This window comes from Agromyces soli, assembly GCF_022811605.1.
Taxonomy (GTDB): Bacteria; Actinomycetota; Actinomycetes; order Actinomycetales; family Microbacteriaceae; genus Agromyces; species Agromyces soli.
Genome location: NZ_CP094533.1, coordinates 882,237 through 897,318 on the forward strand (window position 1 = coordinate 882,237; position 15,082 = coordinate 897,318).

At 73.5% G+C, this 15,082-nt stretch carries 14 protein-coding genes; 6 read left to right on the top strand and 8 right to left on the bottom strand.

The window, feature by feature from the left end; all coding sequences use genetic code 11:
• Window positions 1-38 precede the first annotated feature (38 nt).
• Both MTP13_RS04175 and MTP13_RS04180 read right to left on the bottom strand, forming a co-directional pair.
• Window positions 39-1,319 carry an LCP family protein gene (locus MTP13_RS04175; RefSeq protein ID WP_243569840.1) on the bottom strand — a complete coding sequence of 427 codons (1,281 nt, stop codon included), beginning with the start codon at window positions 1,317-1,319 and terminating at the stop codon, window positions 39-41.
• 132 nt (window positions 1,320-1,451) lie between these two features.
• Window positions 1,452-2,504, bottom strand: a complete 1,053-nt coding sequence (locus tag MTP13_RS04180; protein WP_243569841.1) for a YeiH family protein — start codon at window positions 2,502-2,504, stop codon at window positions 1,452-1,454.
• Window positions 2,505-2,574: 70 nt separating this feature from the next.
• On the opposite strand from MTP13_RS04180, the gene MTP13_RS04185 reads away from it, so the two are divergent.
• Window positions 2,575-3,504, top strand: a complete 930-nt coding sequence (locus MTP13_RS04185) for a LysR family transcriptional regulator (RefSeq protein WP_243569842.1) — start codon at window positions 2,575-2,577, stop codon at window positions 3,502-3,504.
• 265 nt (window positions 3,505-3,769) lie between these two features.
• On the opposite strand, the gene MTP13_RS04190 is transcribed toward MTP13_RS04185, so the two are convergent.
• The 5 genes from MTP13_RS04190 to MTP13_RS04210 form a co-directional block, all read right to left on the bottom strand.
• The gene (locus MTP13_RS04190) at window positions 3,770-4,351 is read right to left on the bottom strand and encodes a TetR/AcrR family transcriptional regulator (protein WP_243569843.1); all 582 of its coding nucleotides are present in this window, start codon (window positions 4,349-4,351) and stop codon (window positions 3,770-3,772) included.
• A 52-nt stretch (window positions 4,352-4,403) separates the two neighbouring features.
• Entirely contained in the window at window positions 4,404-6,491 is a 2,088-nt protein-coding gene (locus MTP13_RS04195; RefSeq protein WP_243569844.1) for a YhgE/Pip domain-containing protein, read from the bottom strand.
• Entirely contained in the window at window positions 6,491-7,237 is a 747-nt protein-coding gene (locus MTP13_RS04200) for an ATP-binding cassette domain-containing protein (RefSeq protein WP_243569845.1), read from the bottom strand. The genes MTP13_RS04195 and MTP13_RS04200 overlap by 1 nt, the downstream gene beginning before the upstream one ends.
• Window positions 7,238-7,373: 136 nt before the next feature.
• Window positions 7,374-7,709 (bottom strand): DMT family transporter, encoded by a 336-nt coding sequence (locus MTP13_RS04205; RefSeq protein WP_243569846.1) that lies wholly within the window; start codon window positions 7,707-7,709, stop codon window positions 7,374-7,376.
• A 37-nt stretch (window positions 7,710-7,746) separates the two neighbouring features.
• Window positions 7,747-10,035 (bottom strand): LLM class flavin-dependent oxidoreductase, encoded by a 2,289-nt coding sequence (locus tag MTP13_RS04210; RefSeq protein ID WP_243569847.1) that lies wholly within the window; start codon window positions 10,033-10,035, stop codon window positions 7,747-7,749.
• A 121-nt stretch (window positions 10,036-10,156) separates the two neighbouring features.
• On the opposite strand from MTP13_RS04210, the gene MTP13_RS04215 reads away from it, so the two are divergent.
• Complete coding sequence (locus MTP13_RS04215; RefSeq protein WP_243569849.1) at window positions 10,157-10,564, top strand: winged helix-turn-helix transcriptional regulator; 408 nt, start codon at window positions 10,157-10,159, stop codon at window positions 10,562-10,564.
• Window positions 10,565-10,592: 28 nt separating this feature from the next.
• Here MTP13_RS04215 and MTP13_RS04220 read toward each other — a convergent pair whose 3' ends face one another.
• Entirely contained in the window at window positions 10,593-11,510 is a 918-nt protein-coding gene (locus tag MTP13_RS04220) for a DNA-3-methyladenine glycosylase family protein (protein WP_243569851.1), read from the bottom strand.
• A 224-nt stretch (window positions 11,511-11,734) separates the two neighbouring features.
• On the opposite strand from MTP13_RS04220, the gene MTP13_RS04225 reads away from it, so the two are divergent.
• The 4 genes from MTP13_RS04225 (at window position 11,735) to MTP13_RS04240 (ending at window position 15,013) form a co-directional block, all read left to right on the top strand.
• Window positions 11,735-12,271 (top strand): hypothetical protein, encoded by a 537-nt coding sequence (locus tag MTP13_RS04225; protein ID WP_243569853.1) that lies wholly within the window; start codon window positions 11,735-11,737, stop codon window positions 12,269-12,271.
• A 137-nt stretch (window positions 12,272-12,408) separates the two neighbouring features.
• Window positions 12,409-13,290: a peptidoglycan-binding domain-containing protein gene (locus MTP13_RS04230; protein ID WP_243569855.1), complete on the top strand. Its 882-nt coding sequence runs from the start codon at window positions 12,409-12,411 to the stop codon at window positions 13,288-13,290.
• The gene (locus tag MTP13_RS04235) at window positions 13,284-13,895 is read left to right on the top strand and encodes an ATP-binding cassette domain-containing protein (protein ID WP_243569857.1); all 612 of its coding nucleotides are present in this window, start codon (window positions 13,284-13,286) and stop codon (window positions 13,893-13,895) included. The genes MTP13_RS04230 and MTP13_RS04235 overlap by 7 nt, the downstream gene beginning before the upstream one ends.
• Entirely contained in the window at window positions 13,892-15,013 is a 1,122-nt protein-coding gene (locus MTP13_RS04240; protein ID WP_243569858.1) for a hypothetical protein, read from the top strand. Before MTP13_RS04235 ends, MTP13_RS04240 begins: the two co-directional genes overlap by 4 nt.
• Window positions 15,014-15,082: the final 69 nt, after the last annotated feature.

Consider the following 15,082-nt stretch of genomic DNA (forward strand, 5'->3'; position numbering starts at 1 on the left):
GCACGCCATCCGGTGCGTGCGTGTTCCTTCGGGCGGGACTAGGAGGCGCCGGCGCAGCTCTTCGTCGCCGCGTCCTGGCCCTTCGTGCCCGGGGGGAGCGTGGCCTTCGGCTTCGGCGTCGCCGTGGCGCTCTGCGTGGGCGCGGGCGCATCGGCGGCGGGTGCGTCGGCGGCCGGAGCGTCGTCGGCCGGGGTCTCGTCGGCGGCGGCTTCGTCGCCGGAACCGGCCTCGGGGTCCTCGGTGGCGAAGGTGAGCGCCTCGTCGGCGGCGAGCGCGGCGAACAGCGCCTCGGCTTGATCCTGAATCGGCTCGACCCGGTTCGAGTCGGCCCAGTAGTCCTGCACGGGCAACTGCACGAGCGCGATGTTCGCGAGATCGATGTTCGCGAGCGTGCCGGCCAGGCCGACGAGCGCGTCGGGCCCCGCGAGCCCGTCGTCGACGGTGATCGAACGGCTCGCGGCATCCGCCAGCCCGAAGAGGGCGACCGGGTTCGTGAGCGTGCCGGCATCCTTCACCTTGCGCGCGAGCGCGGAGAGGTACGTCTGCTGGGTCGCGATGCGGCCCAGGTCGCTGCCGTCGCCGATGCCGTGCCTGGTGCGCAGGAAGGCGAGCGCCTCGGCGCCCTGGATCGTGTGCTCGCCCGCGGCGAGGGTGAGGCCCGAGTCGGGGTCGTCGACGTCCTCGGCGAGGCAGATCTCGACCCCGCCGATCGCGTCGGTCACGCCGATCACGCCGTCGAAGTCGACGATGAGGAAGTGATCGACGTCGAGCCCGGTGAACTCGCGGATCGTGTCGAGCGAGCAGTACGGGCCGTCGTTCAGCACCCCGTTGATCTGCACGGACTCGCGCGCGTCGATCGTGTCGCCGTCCGGGGTGATGCACTCCGGCGTCGGCAGCATCGTGTCGCGCGGAATGCTGACGAGGGTCGCGTTGCTGTGATCGCTCGAGACGTGCAGCAGCATCATCACGTCGGAGCGCGCGCCGCCCTCGTCGCCGTAGTTCGCCGAGGTCTGCCCGGCGCGCACGTCGGAGCCCATGATGAGCAGGTTCACGGCGCCGTTCCAGTCCGGGATGTCCGGACCGTCGGTGTCGCCCGGGCGAGCCACCGAGTTGCCGGCGATGTTGCCGGCAACGCGCGCCGCCATGACGCCCGCGAACGCGACGCCGGCGACGAGCAGTCCCGTGGCGACGCCGGCGACGCCGAACAGCACCTTCTTGCGCCGCGAACGGCGGCGGCCGTGCGCGAGCGAACGGGCGGCGCGACGTGAACCGCGCGCATTCGGCACGGGGCCCGTGGGGGGCGAGCTGGGGCGGGGCATCCGGTCTCCTCCGGTCGGCCGGCGAAGTCGTCACGCTATCGACCGAGCCAGGGAGAACGCCCAGAACACGGCGGCGCGTCGCGGAATCGCCCGTGACCGCGCGGCGACGGGATGCCAGGCGAGCGGGGCCCGTCAGCCAGCGACGAGCACGCCGCCGAGGGCGACGCCGGCGACGACGAGCGTCGACGCGCCCGCGAGCGCGACCGGGCGGAGCCCGACCCGGCGGAACATCGAGAAGCGCACCCCCGTGCCGAGCGCGAACATCGCCATGGCGAGCAGCACGGTCTGCACGACGCCGGCCCCGGCGAGCACGCCGGCGGGCAGCACACCCGTCCAGCGCACGAGCACCATGACGAGGAAGCCGACGACGAAGAGGGGCACGATCGGCGGGCGCGTGCCGGCGGGCGCCGCGCCGTCGGCCTGCGCCCGCCGCATCGCGCGACGCCGCTGCACCGAGACGACGGCGAGCACCGGGGCGAGCAGCAGCACGCGCGCGAGCTTCACGACGACGGCCGCGGCGAGGCCCGCCCCGCCGATCGCGGAGCCGGCGGCGACGACCTGGGCGACCTCGTGGATCGAACCGCCCGCCCAGAGTCCGGTGCGCAGCTCGCCGAGCCCGAGCGCGGAGCCGAGCAGCGGGATCAGCGGGATCATCACGGTGCCGAACAGCACGACGAGGGCGAGGGCGGTGACGACCTCCTCCTCGTCCTCGGTCTCGATGACGCCGTCCACGGCGGCGACGGCGGCCGCCCCGCAGATGGAGAAGCCGCAGGCGATGAGCAGGCGCTGGGTCGGCGAGACGCCCAGCGCACGGCCGAGCGCGAGCGTCGCGATGATGCCGACCGCGACGATCGCCACGACGACCGCGATCATGCCCGGCCCGAGCGCAAGGATGTCGCCGAGCACGAGCTGCAGGCCGAGCAGCACGATGCCGATGCGGAGCAGCCGCTTGGCCGCGATGGCGAGTCCCGGGTCGAGCGCGGCGGGCAGCGGCAGCAGGTTGCGGCACGCGACGCCGAGCACGATCGCGACGAGGAGCGCGCTCACGGTCGGCAGCACGAGCGTGAGCGCGAGCGAGACGCCGGCCGCTGCGAGGGCGAGCGCCAGTCCGGGGGCGAGGGCGCGCAGCCGCGCAGCTCGCGAGACGGTGCCGGGGGCCGGGCTGGGGGTTGCTGGACTGCTCACCAGTTCACTCTGGGCGTCGCGACCGCGTCGCAGTAGCCGCCGATCCGGCATCGAGTCATATCATCGTGATATGTCCTCGACGCCCCAGCAGCGCTGGCCCGACCTGGCCGTGCTCGAACTGCTCGTCGCCGTGGCCGAGTACGGCGGCCTGGGCGCAGCGGCGCGCGCGGTCGGGATGGCCCAGCCGAACGCGAGCCGCGCCATCGCCAGGCTCGAGGCGGAGCTCGGGCTCGACCTCGTGACGAGGCATCCGCGCGGCTCGCGCCTCACCCCGGCCGGCGCCGCCGTCGCCGACTGGGCCCGCCGCGTGCTCGACGACGCCCGCGAGCTGATGACGGCCAGCGCCGCGCTCCGCGCCGACCGCGACGCCCACCTCGACGTCGCGGCGAGCCTCACGGTCGCCGAATACCTCGCGCCCGCCTGGCTCGCCCGGCTGCGGCGGGCGCGGCCCGAGCTCGAGGTGCAGCTGCGGGTCGCGAACTCGGCCGAGGTCTTCGCCCTCGTCGCCTCGGGGTCGTGCGAGCTGGGCTTCGTCGAGACGCCCCGCGTGCCCACCGGCCTCCGCAGCGTCACCGTCGCCGACGATCGCCTCGCGGTGGTGGTCGCGCCGGACCATCCGTGGGCGCGGCGGCGCCTGCTCACCCCCGCCGAGCTGGCCGCGACCCCGCTCGTCGTGCGCGAGGGCGGCTCGGGCACCCGCGCGACGCTCGCGGCGGCGCTGGAGCGGCTCGGCATCCCGGAGCACGAGCTCGCCGCGCCGAGCCTCGAGCTCGGCAGCAACGCCGCCGTCCGGGTGAGCGCCGCGGCCGGGGCGGGACCCGCCGTGCTGAGCGAACTCGCCGTCGCCGGTTGGATCACCCGTGGGGACCTCGTCGAGGTGCCGGTCGACGGGCTCGAACTCCGCAGGCGGCTGCGCGCCGTGCGCCGCGCCAACGCCCGGCCGAGCGACGCCGCCGCCGAGCTCGTCGCGATCGCGCGGCGCTCCTCGCGGCCGGCGTAGCGCGCGGCGCCGCGCCCGCCGTGCCCGTTTCGCCGGCCCCGCACCGCCGTCTCTCCCCGCCGAGCGGTCACTATTTGCGGGTGGCGGCGACCCGCGACCCGCAGATAGTGACCGCACAGCAGGGCTGGGTGCGGGCGGAGGGGCAGGCGCACCTCTGTGTCGTCACTATTTGCGGGTGGCGGCGACTCGCGACCCGCAAATAGTGACCGCACAGCAGGGGTGGGTGCGAGTGGGTGGGGCGGGCCCGGCGCTCCTCGCGGCCGGTCTAGGCGGGGCGGAGGGTGGCGAGGATGGCGGCGGCCACCTCGGCGCGGTCGCGCTCCGGCTCGAAGACGAGCCACTCGAGTCCCGCCATCAGCACCGCGCCGAACACGGCCGAGGCGCGCAGGCCCGCCGCAGCGGCCGAGGCATCCGCATTCCCCGCACCGGCGGGACCGGATGCCTCGGCGATCGCCTCGGCGAACACCGCGAGCGCCTCGTGCCGCAGCGCGAACAGCGTCTCCTGCCAGACCCGGTCGGTGCGGAAGATCTCCGCCGCCATGAGCTTCGCGAGCGCCGAGTTCGCCGCGATCACGTCGAGCAGCTCCGCGACGAGGGCCTCGATGGCCTCCTGCCCGCGGCGCTCGCCCTTCGCCCGCCGCAGCGACTCGGCGAGCGCGCCGACCCGTTCCTTCAGCAGGGCCTCGAAGAGCAGGTCCTTGGAGCTGAAGTTGTAGTACAGACTGCCCTTGGCGACGCCGGCGCGCTCGGCGACCTCGTCCATCGTCGTGCCGGTGATGCCCTTCGTGGCCGCCAGCTCGAGCGCGGCGTCGAGGATCTGGCGCTTCGTCGTGCTGGTGCGGGCCACGGTCATCTCCTGATCGGCGGGCGGCGGTCGGCGGCGGGCGGCGGGCGGCGGCTCAGATCACGAGCTCGGGGTGCAGCCGGCCGATGCTCCACACCCGCTGCTTGCCGGCGCTCCAGGCGCTGATCGCGAGCGATCCGACGAGGATGCCGGCCATGACGAGCACCGAGAGCCACAGTCTAGAGTCGACCCCGCCCGTGATGAGCTCGCGCAGGCCGTTCACGACGTACGTGGCGGGCATGAACGGATGCAGCGCCTGGAAGAACGCGGGCGTCGTCTCCACCGGGTACGTGCCGCCCGAGCTGCTGAGCTGCAGCATGAGCAGCACGAGGCTCACCACCCGGCCCGCGGCGCTGCCGAGCACGACGATGAACATCTGCTGCAGGGCGAGGAACGCGAGCGTCACGAGGTAGATGAACGCCGCCGTGCCGAGCCAGTACTGCGGCTCGAGCCCGATGCCGTAGACGAGCACCAGCACCATGATCACGACCTGGCCGAGGCCGATCGCCATGGCCGGCAGGAAGCCGGTCATCACCGCGCGGAGCCCGCTGGCGCCGGCGGCGAGCGCACGACTCGGCAGCGCTCGCAGGATGAGCCAGGTGATGAGCCCGCCGACGAAGGTCGCGAGCGCGATGAAGAACGGCGCGAAGCCCTCGCCGAAGCTCTTGGATTCGTGCTGCCAGCGCTCGTCGAGCGAAACCGGGGCGGACATCACCTCGGACTTCGCCTCGAGGTCGGCGCGGCTGAGCTGCGGCGCCGCCTCCGCCCCGGAGCCGAGCTCGTCGGCGAGGGTGCGGCTGCCGTCGGCGAGCGTTCCCGCGCCGTCGGCGAGCTTCGTGCCGCCCGCGGCGAGCTCCCCCGTGCCGCTGACGAGCGAGTCGGTGCCGCCCGCGAGGGTGGCCGCGCCGTCGGCGAGGGTGCGGGCGCCGGATGCCGCGTCGCCCGACTTCGCCGCGAGCTCGGCGGTGCCGTCGCGGAGCTGCGCGGCGCCGGCGGCGAGCTGCTGCGCCCCGGGCTGTCCGGCGGCGAGCGCGGCGGCCAGCTCGTCGGTCTTGCCGGCGAAGCCGGCGCTCTTGGCCGCATACTCCTGGGCGCCGGGCAGCGCCGCCTGCGCCTGACTGTTCAGTTCCCCGGCGCCGTCGGCGAGCTGCTGCACACTGTCGAGGTAGGCGGCCGCGGGCACCTCCGGGTGCGCCTGCATCGCGGCGAGCAGCTCGTCGATCCCTCCGGACAACGTGCCGGTTCCGCCCGCGAGCGCGGCGGTGCCGTCGCTGAGGGCGCCGGCGCCGTCGGCGAGCGCGTGCGCCCCCGCGGCGAGCGCCTGGGACCCGGATGCCGCGTCGCCGACCTTGCCGGCGAGCAGCGCCGAGCCGTCGGCGAGCCGGGCGGCGCCGCCCGCGAGTTCGCCCGCGCCGTCGCGCAGCTGGGCGAGCCCGTCGGCGAGCGTGCCCGAGCCGTCTGCCAGGCGGATCGCCCCCGCGTCGAGCTGGCCCGCGCCGTCGGCGAGCTCCCCGATGCCGACGACGAGCGCGCCGGCTCCGCTCTTCGCGGTGGCGACCCCGTCGGCGAGCTGATCGGCCCCGTCGGCGGCCCGACGGATGCCGTCGCCGGCGTCGTTGATGCCGACGAGCAGGGTGTCGGCGGTGCGCTTGGAGACCTGCTCGGCGACGGCGTCCTTCAGCTGCACCATGGCCTGCTTGCCGAGGGTGGAGGCGAGGAAGTTGTTCGCGTCGTTGTAGTCGACCTCGACGCTCGCGGGGCGCGGCTCGTCGGTGCCGACGGAGACGGCCCGCTCGGAGAAGTCGCGCGGGATGGTGACGGCGAAGTAGTAGTCGCCTGCGGCGACGCCGCTCGAGGCATCCGCCGCGTCCGTGACCTGCCAGTCCAGCTGGCCGCCGTCGGTGAGCTCCTCGACGAGGTCGTCACCGGCGGCGATGCGATCGCCGTCGAGGCGGGCGCCCGCGTCCTCGTTCACGAGGGCGACGGGCAGGTTCTTCAGCTCGTCGGTGGGCGCCCAGAACGCCCAGAGGTAGAGGGCGCCGTAGATGAGCGGGATGAACAGCAGGACCGCGATGGCGATCTTCGGCAGCGTGCCCGTGCGGAAACGGCGCAGCTCGGTGCCGGGTGAGAGGAAGGCGAACATCAGGCGTGCTCCAGGAGGAGGTCGAGGCCCTCGGCGCCGTCGTCGGCGCCGTTCGGCGCCGAGGCGGCCCGTTCGGCCGTCGGGAGGATGGAATGGGCGGCGGGCGCGATGCCGAGCTCGGCCCAGAGGCGGGGGTCGGGTGCGGCGGCCGAGACCACGACCGCGGTGCCGGAGCGTGCGATCGCGTCGAGGCTGCGCCACTCGGCGAGGCGGGCGGCGGGCGAGGCGAGCTCGTCGAGGCCGTCGAAGCAGAGCAGGCGCGGCTCGCTCATCATGGCGAGGGCGATGCGCAGCAGCGCGGTCTGCGCCTCGTCGAGTTCCCAGATGACCGTGTCGGGCGCGGGCATCGGGCTCTCGCCGAAGACGGGACCCAGGATGCCGCGCAGCGCCGCCTCGTCGGGGCGGCGCACGAACGCCCACCACGGCGAGATCCAGGCGGCGCGTTCGCGGACGGCGGCGCCGACGGTGACGGACTCCTCGAGCTCGTCGATGCCCGCGAAGCCTGCGATGCCGGACTCGCGCTGCACGCGGCGCGCGCCGCGCGGCAGTTCCCGGCCGAGGGTTTCGAGCGTGCCGGCCGAGGGCTTCATGCGCCCGGCGAGGGTGAGCAGGAGGCTGGTGCGGCCGCTGCCCGAGGGCGCGTGCAGCACGGTCAGGCCGTCCTGGATGCTGAGGTCGAGCGGCCCGTAGACGGGTCCGCGCTTCGATTCGAGGGCGAGGCGGTTCGCCCTGGCGATGGTCGGCACGTGCGTTCCTTCGATTCGTGCGGTGGGATGGTTCGCACGTCTTTGTACTGACCAGTCAGTCTAATCACGAGACGTGGATGCCGCAAGCGCCCCGCGCCCCGGCCCCGCGCCCCGGCGTGCGCGGCGGCGGTCCCGCTCAGCCGTGCGCGGCGGACTGGCCGGCGAAGACGTTCAGCACGATCACCCCGGCGATGATCAGCCCGATGCCGATGAGCTTCGGCACCGTCAGGCTCTCGCCGAGGAACAGCACCCCGATGGCGACGATCGCCGCCGTGCCGACGCCCGACCAGATCGCGTAGACGATGCCGATCTCGAGCTCCCGCACAGCCTGCGCGAGCATCAGGAACGACACCCCGTACCCGGCGAGCACGCCGACGGTCCACCACAGCTTGGTGAAGCCCTCGGTCTTGCCGATGAAGCTCGTCGCGGCGACCTCGAAGGCGATCGCGAGCGAGAGGAAGAGCCAGGCCATGGGGGATCCCTTCCGGACCCGGCGCTGGCGGCCGGACTCAGCCCGCCGGGGTCACATTCGCATTGTCGCGGAAGAGGTTGTCCGGGTCGACCTCCGCCTTGATGCGGCGCAGCCGCTCGAGGGTCGCGGGCGGGAAGGCGGCGGCCAGGCGCTCCGGCCCGAGCTCGGACTCGAAGCTCAGGTACGCACCGGTCATGTGCGGCTCGAGCAGCTCGTCCCAGCGCTCGCTCGTGCGGCGGTTCGGCGTGCCGAACGCGACGACCGAGAACTCCGCGTCGCGGTGCGCGTACGCGGTGGCGTCGGCGGGCACGTCGTGCACGGCGCCGCCGGCCGCGCGCACCTGGAAGAAGTAGCTCGCGCCGCTCTCGAGGAAGCGCGTCGCATCCCGCGCGAACTCCGGCGTGAACCGGCCGATCAGGCCCGTGCGGGACAGCGGCTCCCCCTCGGCGCTGTGACTCGCGTCGCTCGCGTTCGACACGATGCCGCGGTACGTCGTGAAGCGCACGTCCTGCGCGACGAGCTGCGCCGCGTCGGCGAGCGGATTCAAGCGCTCGAGCACGGTGTCGGCGTCGTCCGAGTCGACCACCACGAGCACGTGCGCGAGCGGCGGCCGGCTGGCGCTGCCGGGCTGCACGATGAGGAAGCTCGTGAGGTCGCGCGGGGCGTCGACGACCCAGTCGCTCCAGGCGAGCAGGAACGCGGCGGTGTCGCTCGCGTCGAAGGTGAGCTGCCCGAACGCGAGCACGCCGACCTCGTCGACCTCGAACTCGAAGGCGGTCACGATGCCGACGTTCGCACCGGCGCCGCGGACGGCCCAGAACACGTCCGGGTGCCCCTCTGCGCTCACGCGCACGGTGCGCCCGTCGGCGAGCACGAGCTCCGCCGCCCGGAGGTGGTCGATGGTCAGGCCGTGCTCGCGCACCAGCCAGCCGATGCCGCCGGCCGTCGCGAGCCCGCCGACGCCGACGCCGCCGGAGTCGCCGGAGCTGAGCGCCCAGCCATGCGGCTCGAGGGCGGCCGCGACGTCGACCCAGCGCGCACCAGGTTCGATGCGGACGAGCCGGGATGCCTCGTCCAGCACCTCGATGCGACGCATCCTGGACAGGTCGATGACGAGGCCCCCGTCGTTCGTCGAGCGCCCGCTGATGCCGTGCCCGGCGCTGCGGACGCTGAGCGGCACGTCGCGGTGGGCGCGCGCGACGGCGACCGCCTCGACGACCTCCTCGCGCGTCGCGGGCTGGAGCACGAGGCCAGGGTCGCCGCCGCGGAGGTACGTCGAACGCACCCGGGAGAACTTCGCGTCGCCGGGCTCGATGGCCGTGGCGGCGAGCCCGGCGGGCAGCCCGTCGTAGTCGATGCCGGGGCGTCGCTTCGCGAGCGCCGCGGTGCCGCGGATGGCGCCGGCGGAGGCATCCGCGCCGAGCTCCCGCTCGACCGCCTCCCGCAGCGCGGGGGCGACCTCCTCGATGAAGCGCTGCATGCTCGCCGGGTCGTCGCCGGCGAGGATGAAGGTGTCGGCGCCGTCCTCGACGACGAAGGGCAGCAGCTGCTCGACCCAGTCGGCCGGTGCGCCCTCGACCATGCCGCCGCGGGCGCGGACGTCGCCGCCGCGGCCGGCCGTGAAGCGTCCGGCGACGTTGAGCAGCCGGCGGATCTCGGCGGGATTGCGGCCCGCCTTCGTCGCGGCCTCGTCGATGCGCGCCGCCGATTCGGCGTAGTCGCCGGGCTGCAGGTACGCGAGCGAGGGCAGCCAGCCGTCGCCCGCGCGGCCGATGAGGCGGAGCATGCGCGGCTTCAGCGCCCCGATCCAGATGGGGATGTCGTGGGCGGGAGCGGGTCCGCGCTTGGCGCCGTCGACCCGGTAGTAGTCGCCCTCGACGGCGAAGCGCCCCCGCTCGGAGACGTCCCAGGTGCCGCGGATGATGCGGATCGCCTCGTCGAGCGCGTCGACCGCCTGGCCCGGCGTGAGCCGGCGTCCGCCGATCGCCTCGATGGCGTCCCAGAAGCCCCCGGCGCCAAGACCGAGCTCGAAGCGCCCGTCGCTCAGCAGGTCGAGGCTCGCGGCGGCGCGGGCGAGCACGGCGGGCTCGCGCTGCAGCGGCAGGTTCAGCACGTTGCCGGCGAGGTGGATGCGGCTCGTGCGCGCGGCGGCCCAGCTCAGCAGCGTCCACGTGTCATGGAAGGCGGGCTGGTACGGGTGGTCCTGGAAGGTCACGAGGTCGTAGCCGAGCTGCTCGCTCAGCTCGGTGAGCTGCACCGCGCGCTGGGGCGGGTCGTTCACGGGCGTGACGAAGGTGCCGAACTGCAGAGGGCGTCCGTAGTGCATTCCATGCTCCGTTCCGGGGCGGTCGCGTCCATCATGCTCGGGATGCCGTGGGCCGCGCATGCAGCGGTAAGCTGCTTACTCGAAGGAAGTGCCTTCACCCGAGTGGAACGGAGCGCGGTCCATGGCGTATTCCCCGGACTCCGAGACGCAGGGCGACGAGCTCGACGCCCGCCGCTCGGCCAGGCTGCACGAGCTCGGCCACATCGACGACGAGGCCTGCCGACGCTTCACGAGCGCGATCGAGTTCGCCGGGCGCAAGTGGAACGCGGCCATCCTGCTCGCCGGGGTGCGCGGCGCCCGCCGCTTCTCGGAGTACCGCGACACGGTCACCGGCATCTCCGACCGCGTGCTGGCCGCCAGGCTGCGGGAGCTCGAAGCGGACGGTCTGCTCGAACGGCACGTCAGAGCCACGACGCCCGTGACGATCCGGTACACCCCGAGCTCGCGCGCGCTGCAACTCATGGAACTGCTGCAGCCGCTCGTCGAGTGGCAGGCGGACGAAGAGCGCACGGCCGGACAGGTGGGCTGACCCCGACCGGCCACCCTGGGTTCCGCGCTCAGCGGGCGCGGTGGTCGACGAAGGGCATCCGCGGTCCGCGCCGCGGCCGCCCACGGTGCCCGGCGAGGCCGAGCAGGCGGATGACCCGGTAGCGCTGGCCGGCCCACGGAGCCAGGGCGACGAGCATCTGCTCGTCGCTCATGTCGCGCCCCTCGAGCGCGTGGCCGACGAAATTCGCGAGATGGTAGTCGCCGACCGAGACCGCATCGGCGTCGCCGAGGGCGCGCTGGGCCACCTCGGCCGCCGTCCACGGGCCGACGCCCGGCAGCGCGGTGAGCCGGGCGAGGGCATCGGCCGGGATCATGGCGGCCGCCTCCTCGACGCGCTCGGCGAGCGCCGCGACCCGCACGACCGCCCGGGAGCGCTGCGGGTCGACGCCGGCCCGGTGCCACTCCCAGCTCGGGATCATGCGCCACCCCTCGGCGCCCGGCGGCACCAGCATCGGCCGCGGCGTCGGGCCGGGCGCCGCCTCGCCGAACCGACGCAGCAGCACCCGCCACGAGTCGTGCGCCTGCAGCGTGATCACCTTCTGCTCGAGGATGGCGGGCACGAGCGCCTCGAGCACCCGGCCGCTGCGCGGCACCCGCAGCCCCGGATTGCGCCGGTGCGCCTCGACGAGCTCGGGAAGCCCGGGCTCGAACCCCGCGGTGTCGTCACGCGCCCCGAGCAGCTCGGGCGCCGAGGCCACCGCGGCCGCAGCCCCCGGCCCCCACGCCTCGCAGCGGAACTCGTCGACGCCGCGCTGCGAGAGCCGCATCGTCGCCGGCCCCTCGGCCATGCGGGTCGCGCGCCAGACCGAACGATCGGGCGCGGTCAGGTACGCGGGGTCGCCGGGGCCCCGGCGGAGCGAACCGACCGTCTGATGCAGCTCGCTCGGATGAGGCGCCCGCCAGTCGAGTCGCGCGTCCGGGGTCACCAGTCCAGTGTGCGCCATCCCGCCGACGACGAGCTGGGCTCGCATACGGAATGCCAGCCTGCGGGCCGTGGAGCCGGCAATTCAAGGGAAGGACGGCTCGTGTAAGGTGGAGCACGGATGCGGGATACCACCATGATTCGAAGGAGAACGATGCAGAGCATGGTGATCAGCTACGTGGACTGGAAGGCCTCGGGCACCCAGGTATCGTGAACGCCCTCCGAATCGTGGCGACCGCGGCCGCGGCGCTCCTGCTCGCCGGCTGCGCCGTGTCGAATCCGACCCTGACGAGTCCCGACGAGACACCCGGCTGGGACGATGAGATCCGTGAACTGCGCGAGAGCGCCACGACGGATCTGGAACGTCTGATCCTCGAAGACGGTCGGATCTCGGACGAGGAGCTCGCCGCCACAGAAGATGCGTTCCGGTCGTGCACGGCCCGCGCCGGGTTCGAAGTCAGCGAGCTTCAACCGGGCGGGGGCTACACGATCGACGGCCCGTTCACCGATGACGGCCCGCCTGCGTTGCACGCGTGCGAGGCGTCGTTCAATCGCACGTCCGGCCAGTACTGGGTCATGGCACGCAATCCTGCCGGCATCGACGAAGCCGAGCTCATGATCACCTGCCTAGTGCGCGCGGGGGTCCTCGACCCCGACGTCACCCGGAGCGAGTACGTCGACTCGCTCGGCAGCACGCCACTGACGCCGGGCGCACCGGAGTTCGCGCGCTGCAACGCCGAGCCGACAACCGCGTACGTCGAATGAGCCCGCGGCCCAGCTGGCCCGCGATCGCCGTCATCGCGACGGTGGCGGCGTGCGTCGGAGCAGGCGCAGTCTTCCTCGCTCTGCCCGCCGAGGGTCCCGCCGCCCTCGCCAGCGCGGAGCCCTTGGGCGAAACGGCAGTGACCACTCGCGAGTTCTTCGACGAGCGCGCGGTCGCGGTCTCGGTCGAGCCGGCTGATGACCTCGCCGTCCTCAGCGCGACAGCCGGGGTCGTGACCATGCTCGACTGCGAACGCGGAAGCACCCTCGATTCGGGATCGGTGCCGATCGCCATCGACGGCCGGCCCCTCCTGGTCGTCGCCACCGCCACTCCGCCCTGGCGCGATCTCGAGCCGGGGGACGAGGGGCCCGACGTGCGAGCACTGCAGCAGGAACTGCACCGGCTCGGGTTCCCGATCGTCGTCGACGGCTCGCTCGGAGCGGCATCGATCGCCGCTCTGGAGGTCCTGCGGACCGGGGTCGACACCGGGGCACGGCAGATCCGAGCATCCGACCTGCTCTGGTCCCCGGCGCCATCAGTCGCGATCGGCGCCTGCGGGGCCGTGCTCGGCGCGCCGATCGAGGTCGGATCGACGCTCTTCAGCGCACCGGGGCGATCCGGATCGGCGACGATCGCAGAGTATCCGAGCGATTTGCTGCCGGGCGACCGCGCGATCGTCGTGGACGGGACGAGCTTCGCCCTCGCCCCCGACGGTCGCATCGTGGACGTGAACGCGGTCGCGGCCCTGGAGGTGGCCGCCCGAGGACGAGCGGATGACCCCGGCGAGGTGGCCGGAACGGTGACCGTGCCGCTGGTACTGCGTGAGCCCGTCACCGTCGGGGCGATCCCGCCGGGAGCACTCTACGATCTGGGGGCCGGCGAAGGCTGCGTGATCACCGAGGGGCGACCGCTCCGCGTGCGGACCATCGCTTCGCAGCTCGGCGAAGCGTTCATCACGCCCATCGACGGTCGACTGCCCGCCTCGGTGCAGATCGCCCCGCGCGGAGATCGAGCGTGCTGATCCGGCTCGACCGCGTGACGCATGCGTTCAACGGAGGCCACGAACTGTTCCAACCGATCACGACCCCGTTCGCGCGCGGCGAGATGGTCGCCGTCACCGGTCGCTCCGGGTCGGGCAAGAGCACCCTGCTCGCCATCCTCGCCGGCTACCTCGCCCCGTCGGCGGGCGCGGTCCAGCGGGGCGAGGACTGCCGAGTGTGCTGGGTCGCCCAGCAACCGCGCGGCGTGGCCGGGCGTTCCGCCCTCGACCACGTGGCCCTCCCGATCCTCGCGACTGGCGCGCGACGCAGTGAGGCGGAACGACGGGCAGGCGAGTTCCTCGATCAGCTCGGTCTGAGCGACGCCTCCTCGCAGCCATTCGAAACGCTGTCCGGCGGGCAGGCGCAGCGACTCATGCTGGCCCAGGGGCTCGCTGCCGCGCCCGATGTACTCGTCGTCGATGAGCCGACGGCGCAGCTCGATCATCGAACGGCCGCCGAAGTCGATGCCGTGCTCGGCATGCTCGCAGCGGCCGAGCTGCTGGTCGTCGTCGCAACCCACAGCCCGGCGACACGAGCGAGCTGCTCCCGCGAGCTGGCGCTCGACCACAGCATTCCGTCCGAATGAGCGCGACTTCGATGCGACTGCACTCCGTGCTCACGGAGGCCTGGCGCAATACGATCTCCGGTGCCGGGCGAGCTGTGCTGATCTGGGGGGCGCTCCTCTGCATCACCCTCCCGCTTCTCGTCGCGGAAGCCGCAGCCACCCGCGCCGTCATCGACGAAGCGATCACGTACCGCCTCTCCGGTGCGGCGATCGCGACGATCCGGGCTGCAGGCGCGATCGACGCGAAGAGCTGCGACGCGCTCGGCTCCACTGCCGGCGTGGTGGCGGCCGGTGCGCTGCGAACGAGCGATGAGGCCATCCAGCCGGCTGCCCTGCCGGGATCGACCATCCCGACGTTCGAGACGACGCCGGCGTTCCCCGCACTCATCGGGGCGGCGCACGCCGACGTACGGAACGCCGGTGCGCTGATCTCCCGCGCCGTCGCGGAGCGGCTCCGGTTGTCGGCCGGAGACGAGCTCCCGCTGGCCACCGGTGAACGACTCGCCATCGCCGGGGTGTACGACTGGCCGGATGACGGCCGCCGACCGGGACTCGGCTACGCCGTGGCGATTCCGAGTCTCGATCGGGGGGCGTTCGACGAATGCTGGGCCACGAGCTGGCCGGAGTCCGAACAGCTCACCGCGCTCCTCCGCTCCTCGACGATTCCCGATCGGATCGACCCGGCTTCGCCTCCCGCGCTTTCGGCCGTCAACGACACCCTCGGCCGTGAGTTCCACGGAGACGAGCGACACCTCACCCGCGTCACCCGGTTCGCACCGCTCGCCGCGCTCCTCGCTTCCGCCCTCGCGCTGACGATCGCCGTGCGCTCCCGCAGGCATGCCCTCGCCTCCGCCCGACACCTCGGAGTGCGCGGATCAGATCTGCTCGCAATCGTTCTCGCGGAGCTGGTCATCGTCCTGGCCGCAGTTGCCCTGCCGTCGATCACGGTCGCCGCCTCCCTCGCACGCGGCCCAGACGGCGCCGCCGTGTTCGACGCCGCGATCCGCGTCCTCGCCGGCACCGTCGTCGGGGCGTTCCTCGGCGGCGCAGCCGCGGTCGTCACAGCTCGGGCGCACGGACACGCACCGCCGCGCTCGAGGCGAAGACAGCGCGGAAACCCACCATCGAACGCGCACTGAAGCGCAATTATCTGTCGAATGGGATGAATTCGAGACATTCCCTTGCGCCAGCGTCCGGATTCATGCGTA

Excerpts from the sequence above, each read along its gene's own strand:
- MTP13_RS04175 (WP_243569840.1), bottom strand. The coding sequence starts at position 1,319 with ATGCCCCGCCCCAGCTCGCCCCCCACGGGCCCCGTGCCGAATGCGCGC.
- MTP13_RS04185 (WP_243569842.1), top strand. The coding sequence starts at position 2,575 with ATGTCCTCGACGCCCCAGCAGCGCTGGCCCGACCTGGCCGTGCTCGAA.
- MTP13_RS04195 (WP_243569844.1), bottom strand. The coding sequence starts at position 6,491 with ATGTTCGCCTTCCTCTCACCCGGCACCGAGCTGCGCCGTTTCCGCACG.
- MTP13_RS04205 (WP_243569846.1), bottom strand. The coding sequence starts at position 7,709 with ATGGCCTGGCTCTTCCTCTCGCTCGCGATCGCCTTCGAGGTCGCCGCG.
- MTP13_RS04210 (WP_243569847.1), bottom strand. The coding sequence starts at position 10,035 with ATGCACTACGGACGCCCTCTGCAGTTCGGCACCTTCGTCACGCCCGTG.
- MTP13_RS04215 (WP_243569849.1), top strand. The coding sequence starts at position 10,157 with ATGGCGTATTCCCCGGACTCCGAGACGCAGGGCGACGAGCTCGACGCC.
- MTP13_RS04240 (WP_243569858.1), top strand. The coding sequence starts at position 13,892 with ATGAGCGCGACTTCGATGCGACTGCACTCCGTGCTCACGGAGGCCTGG.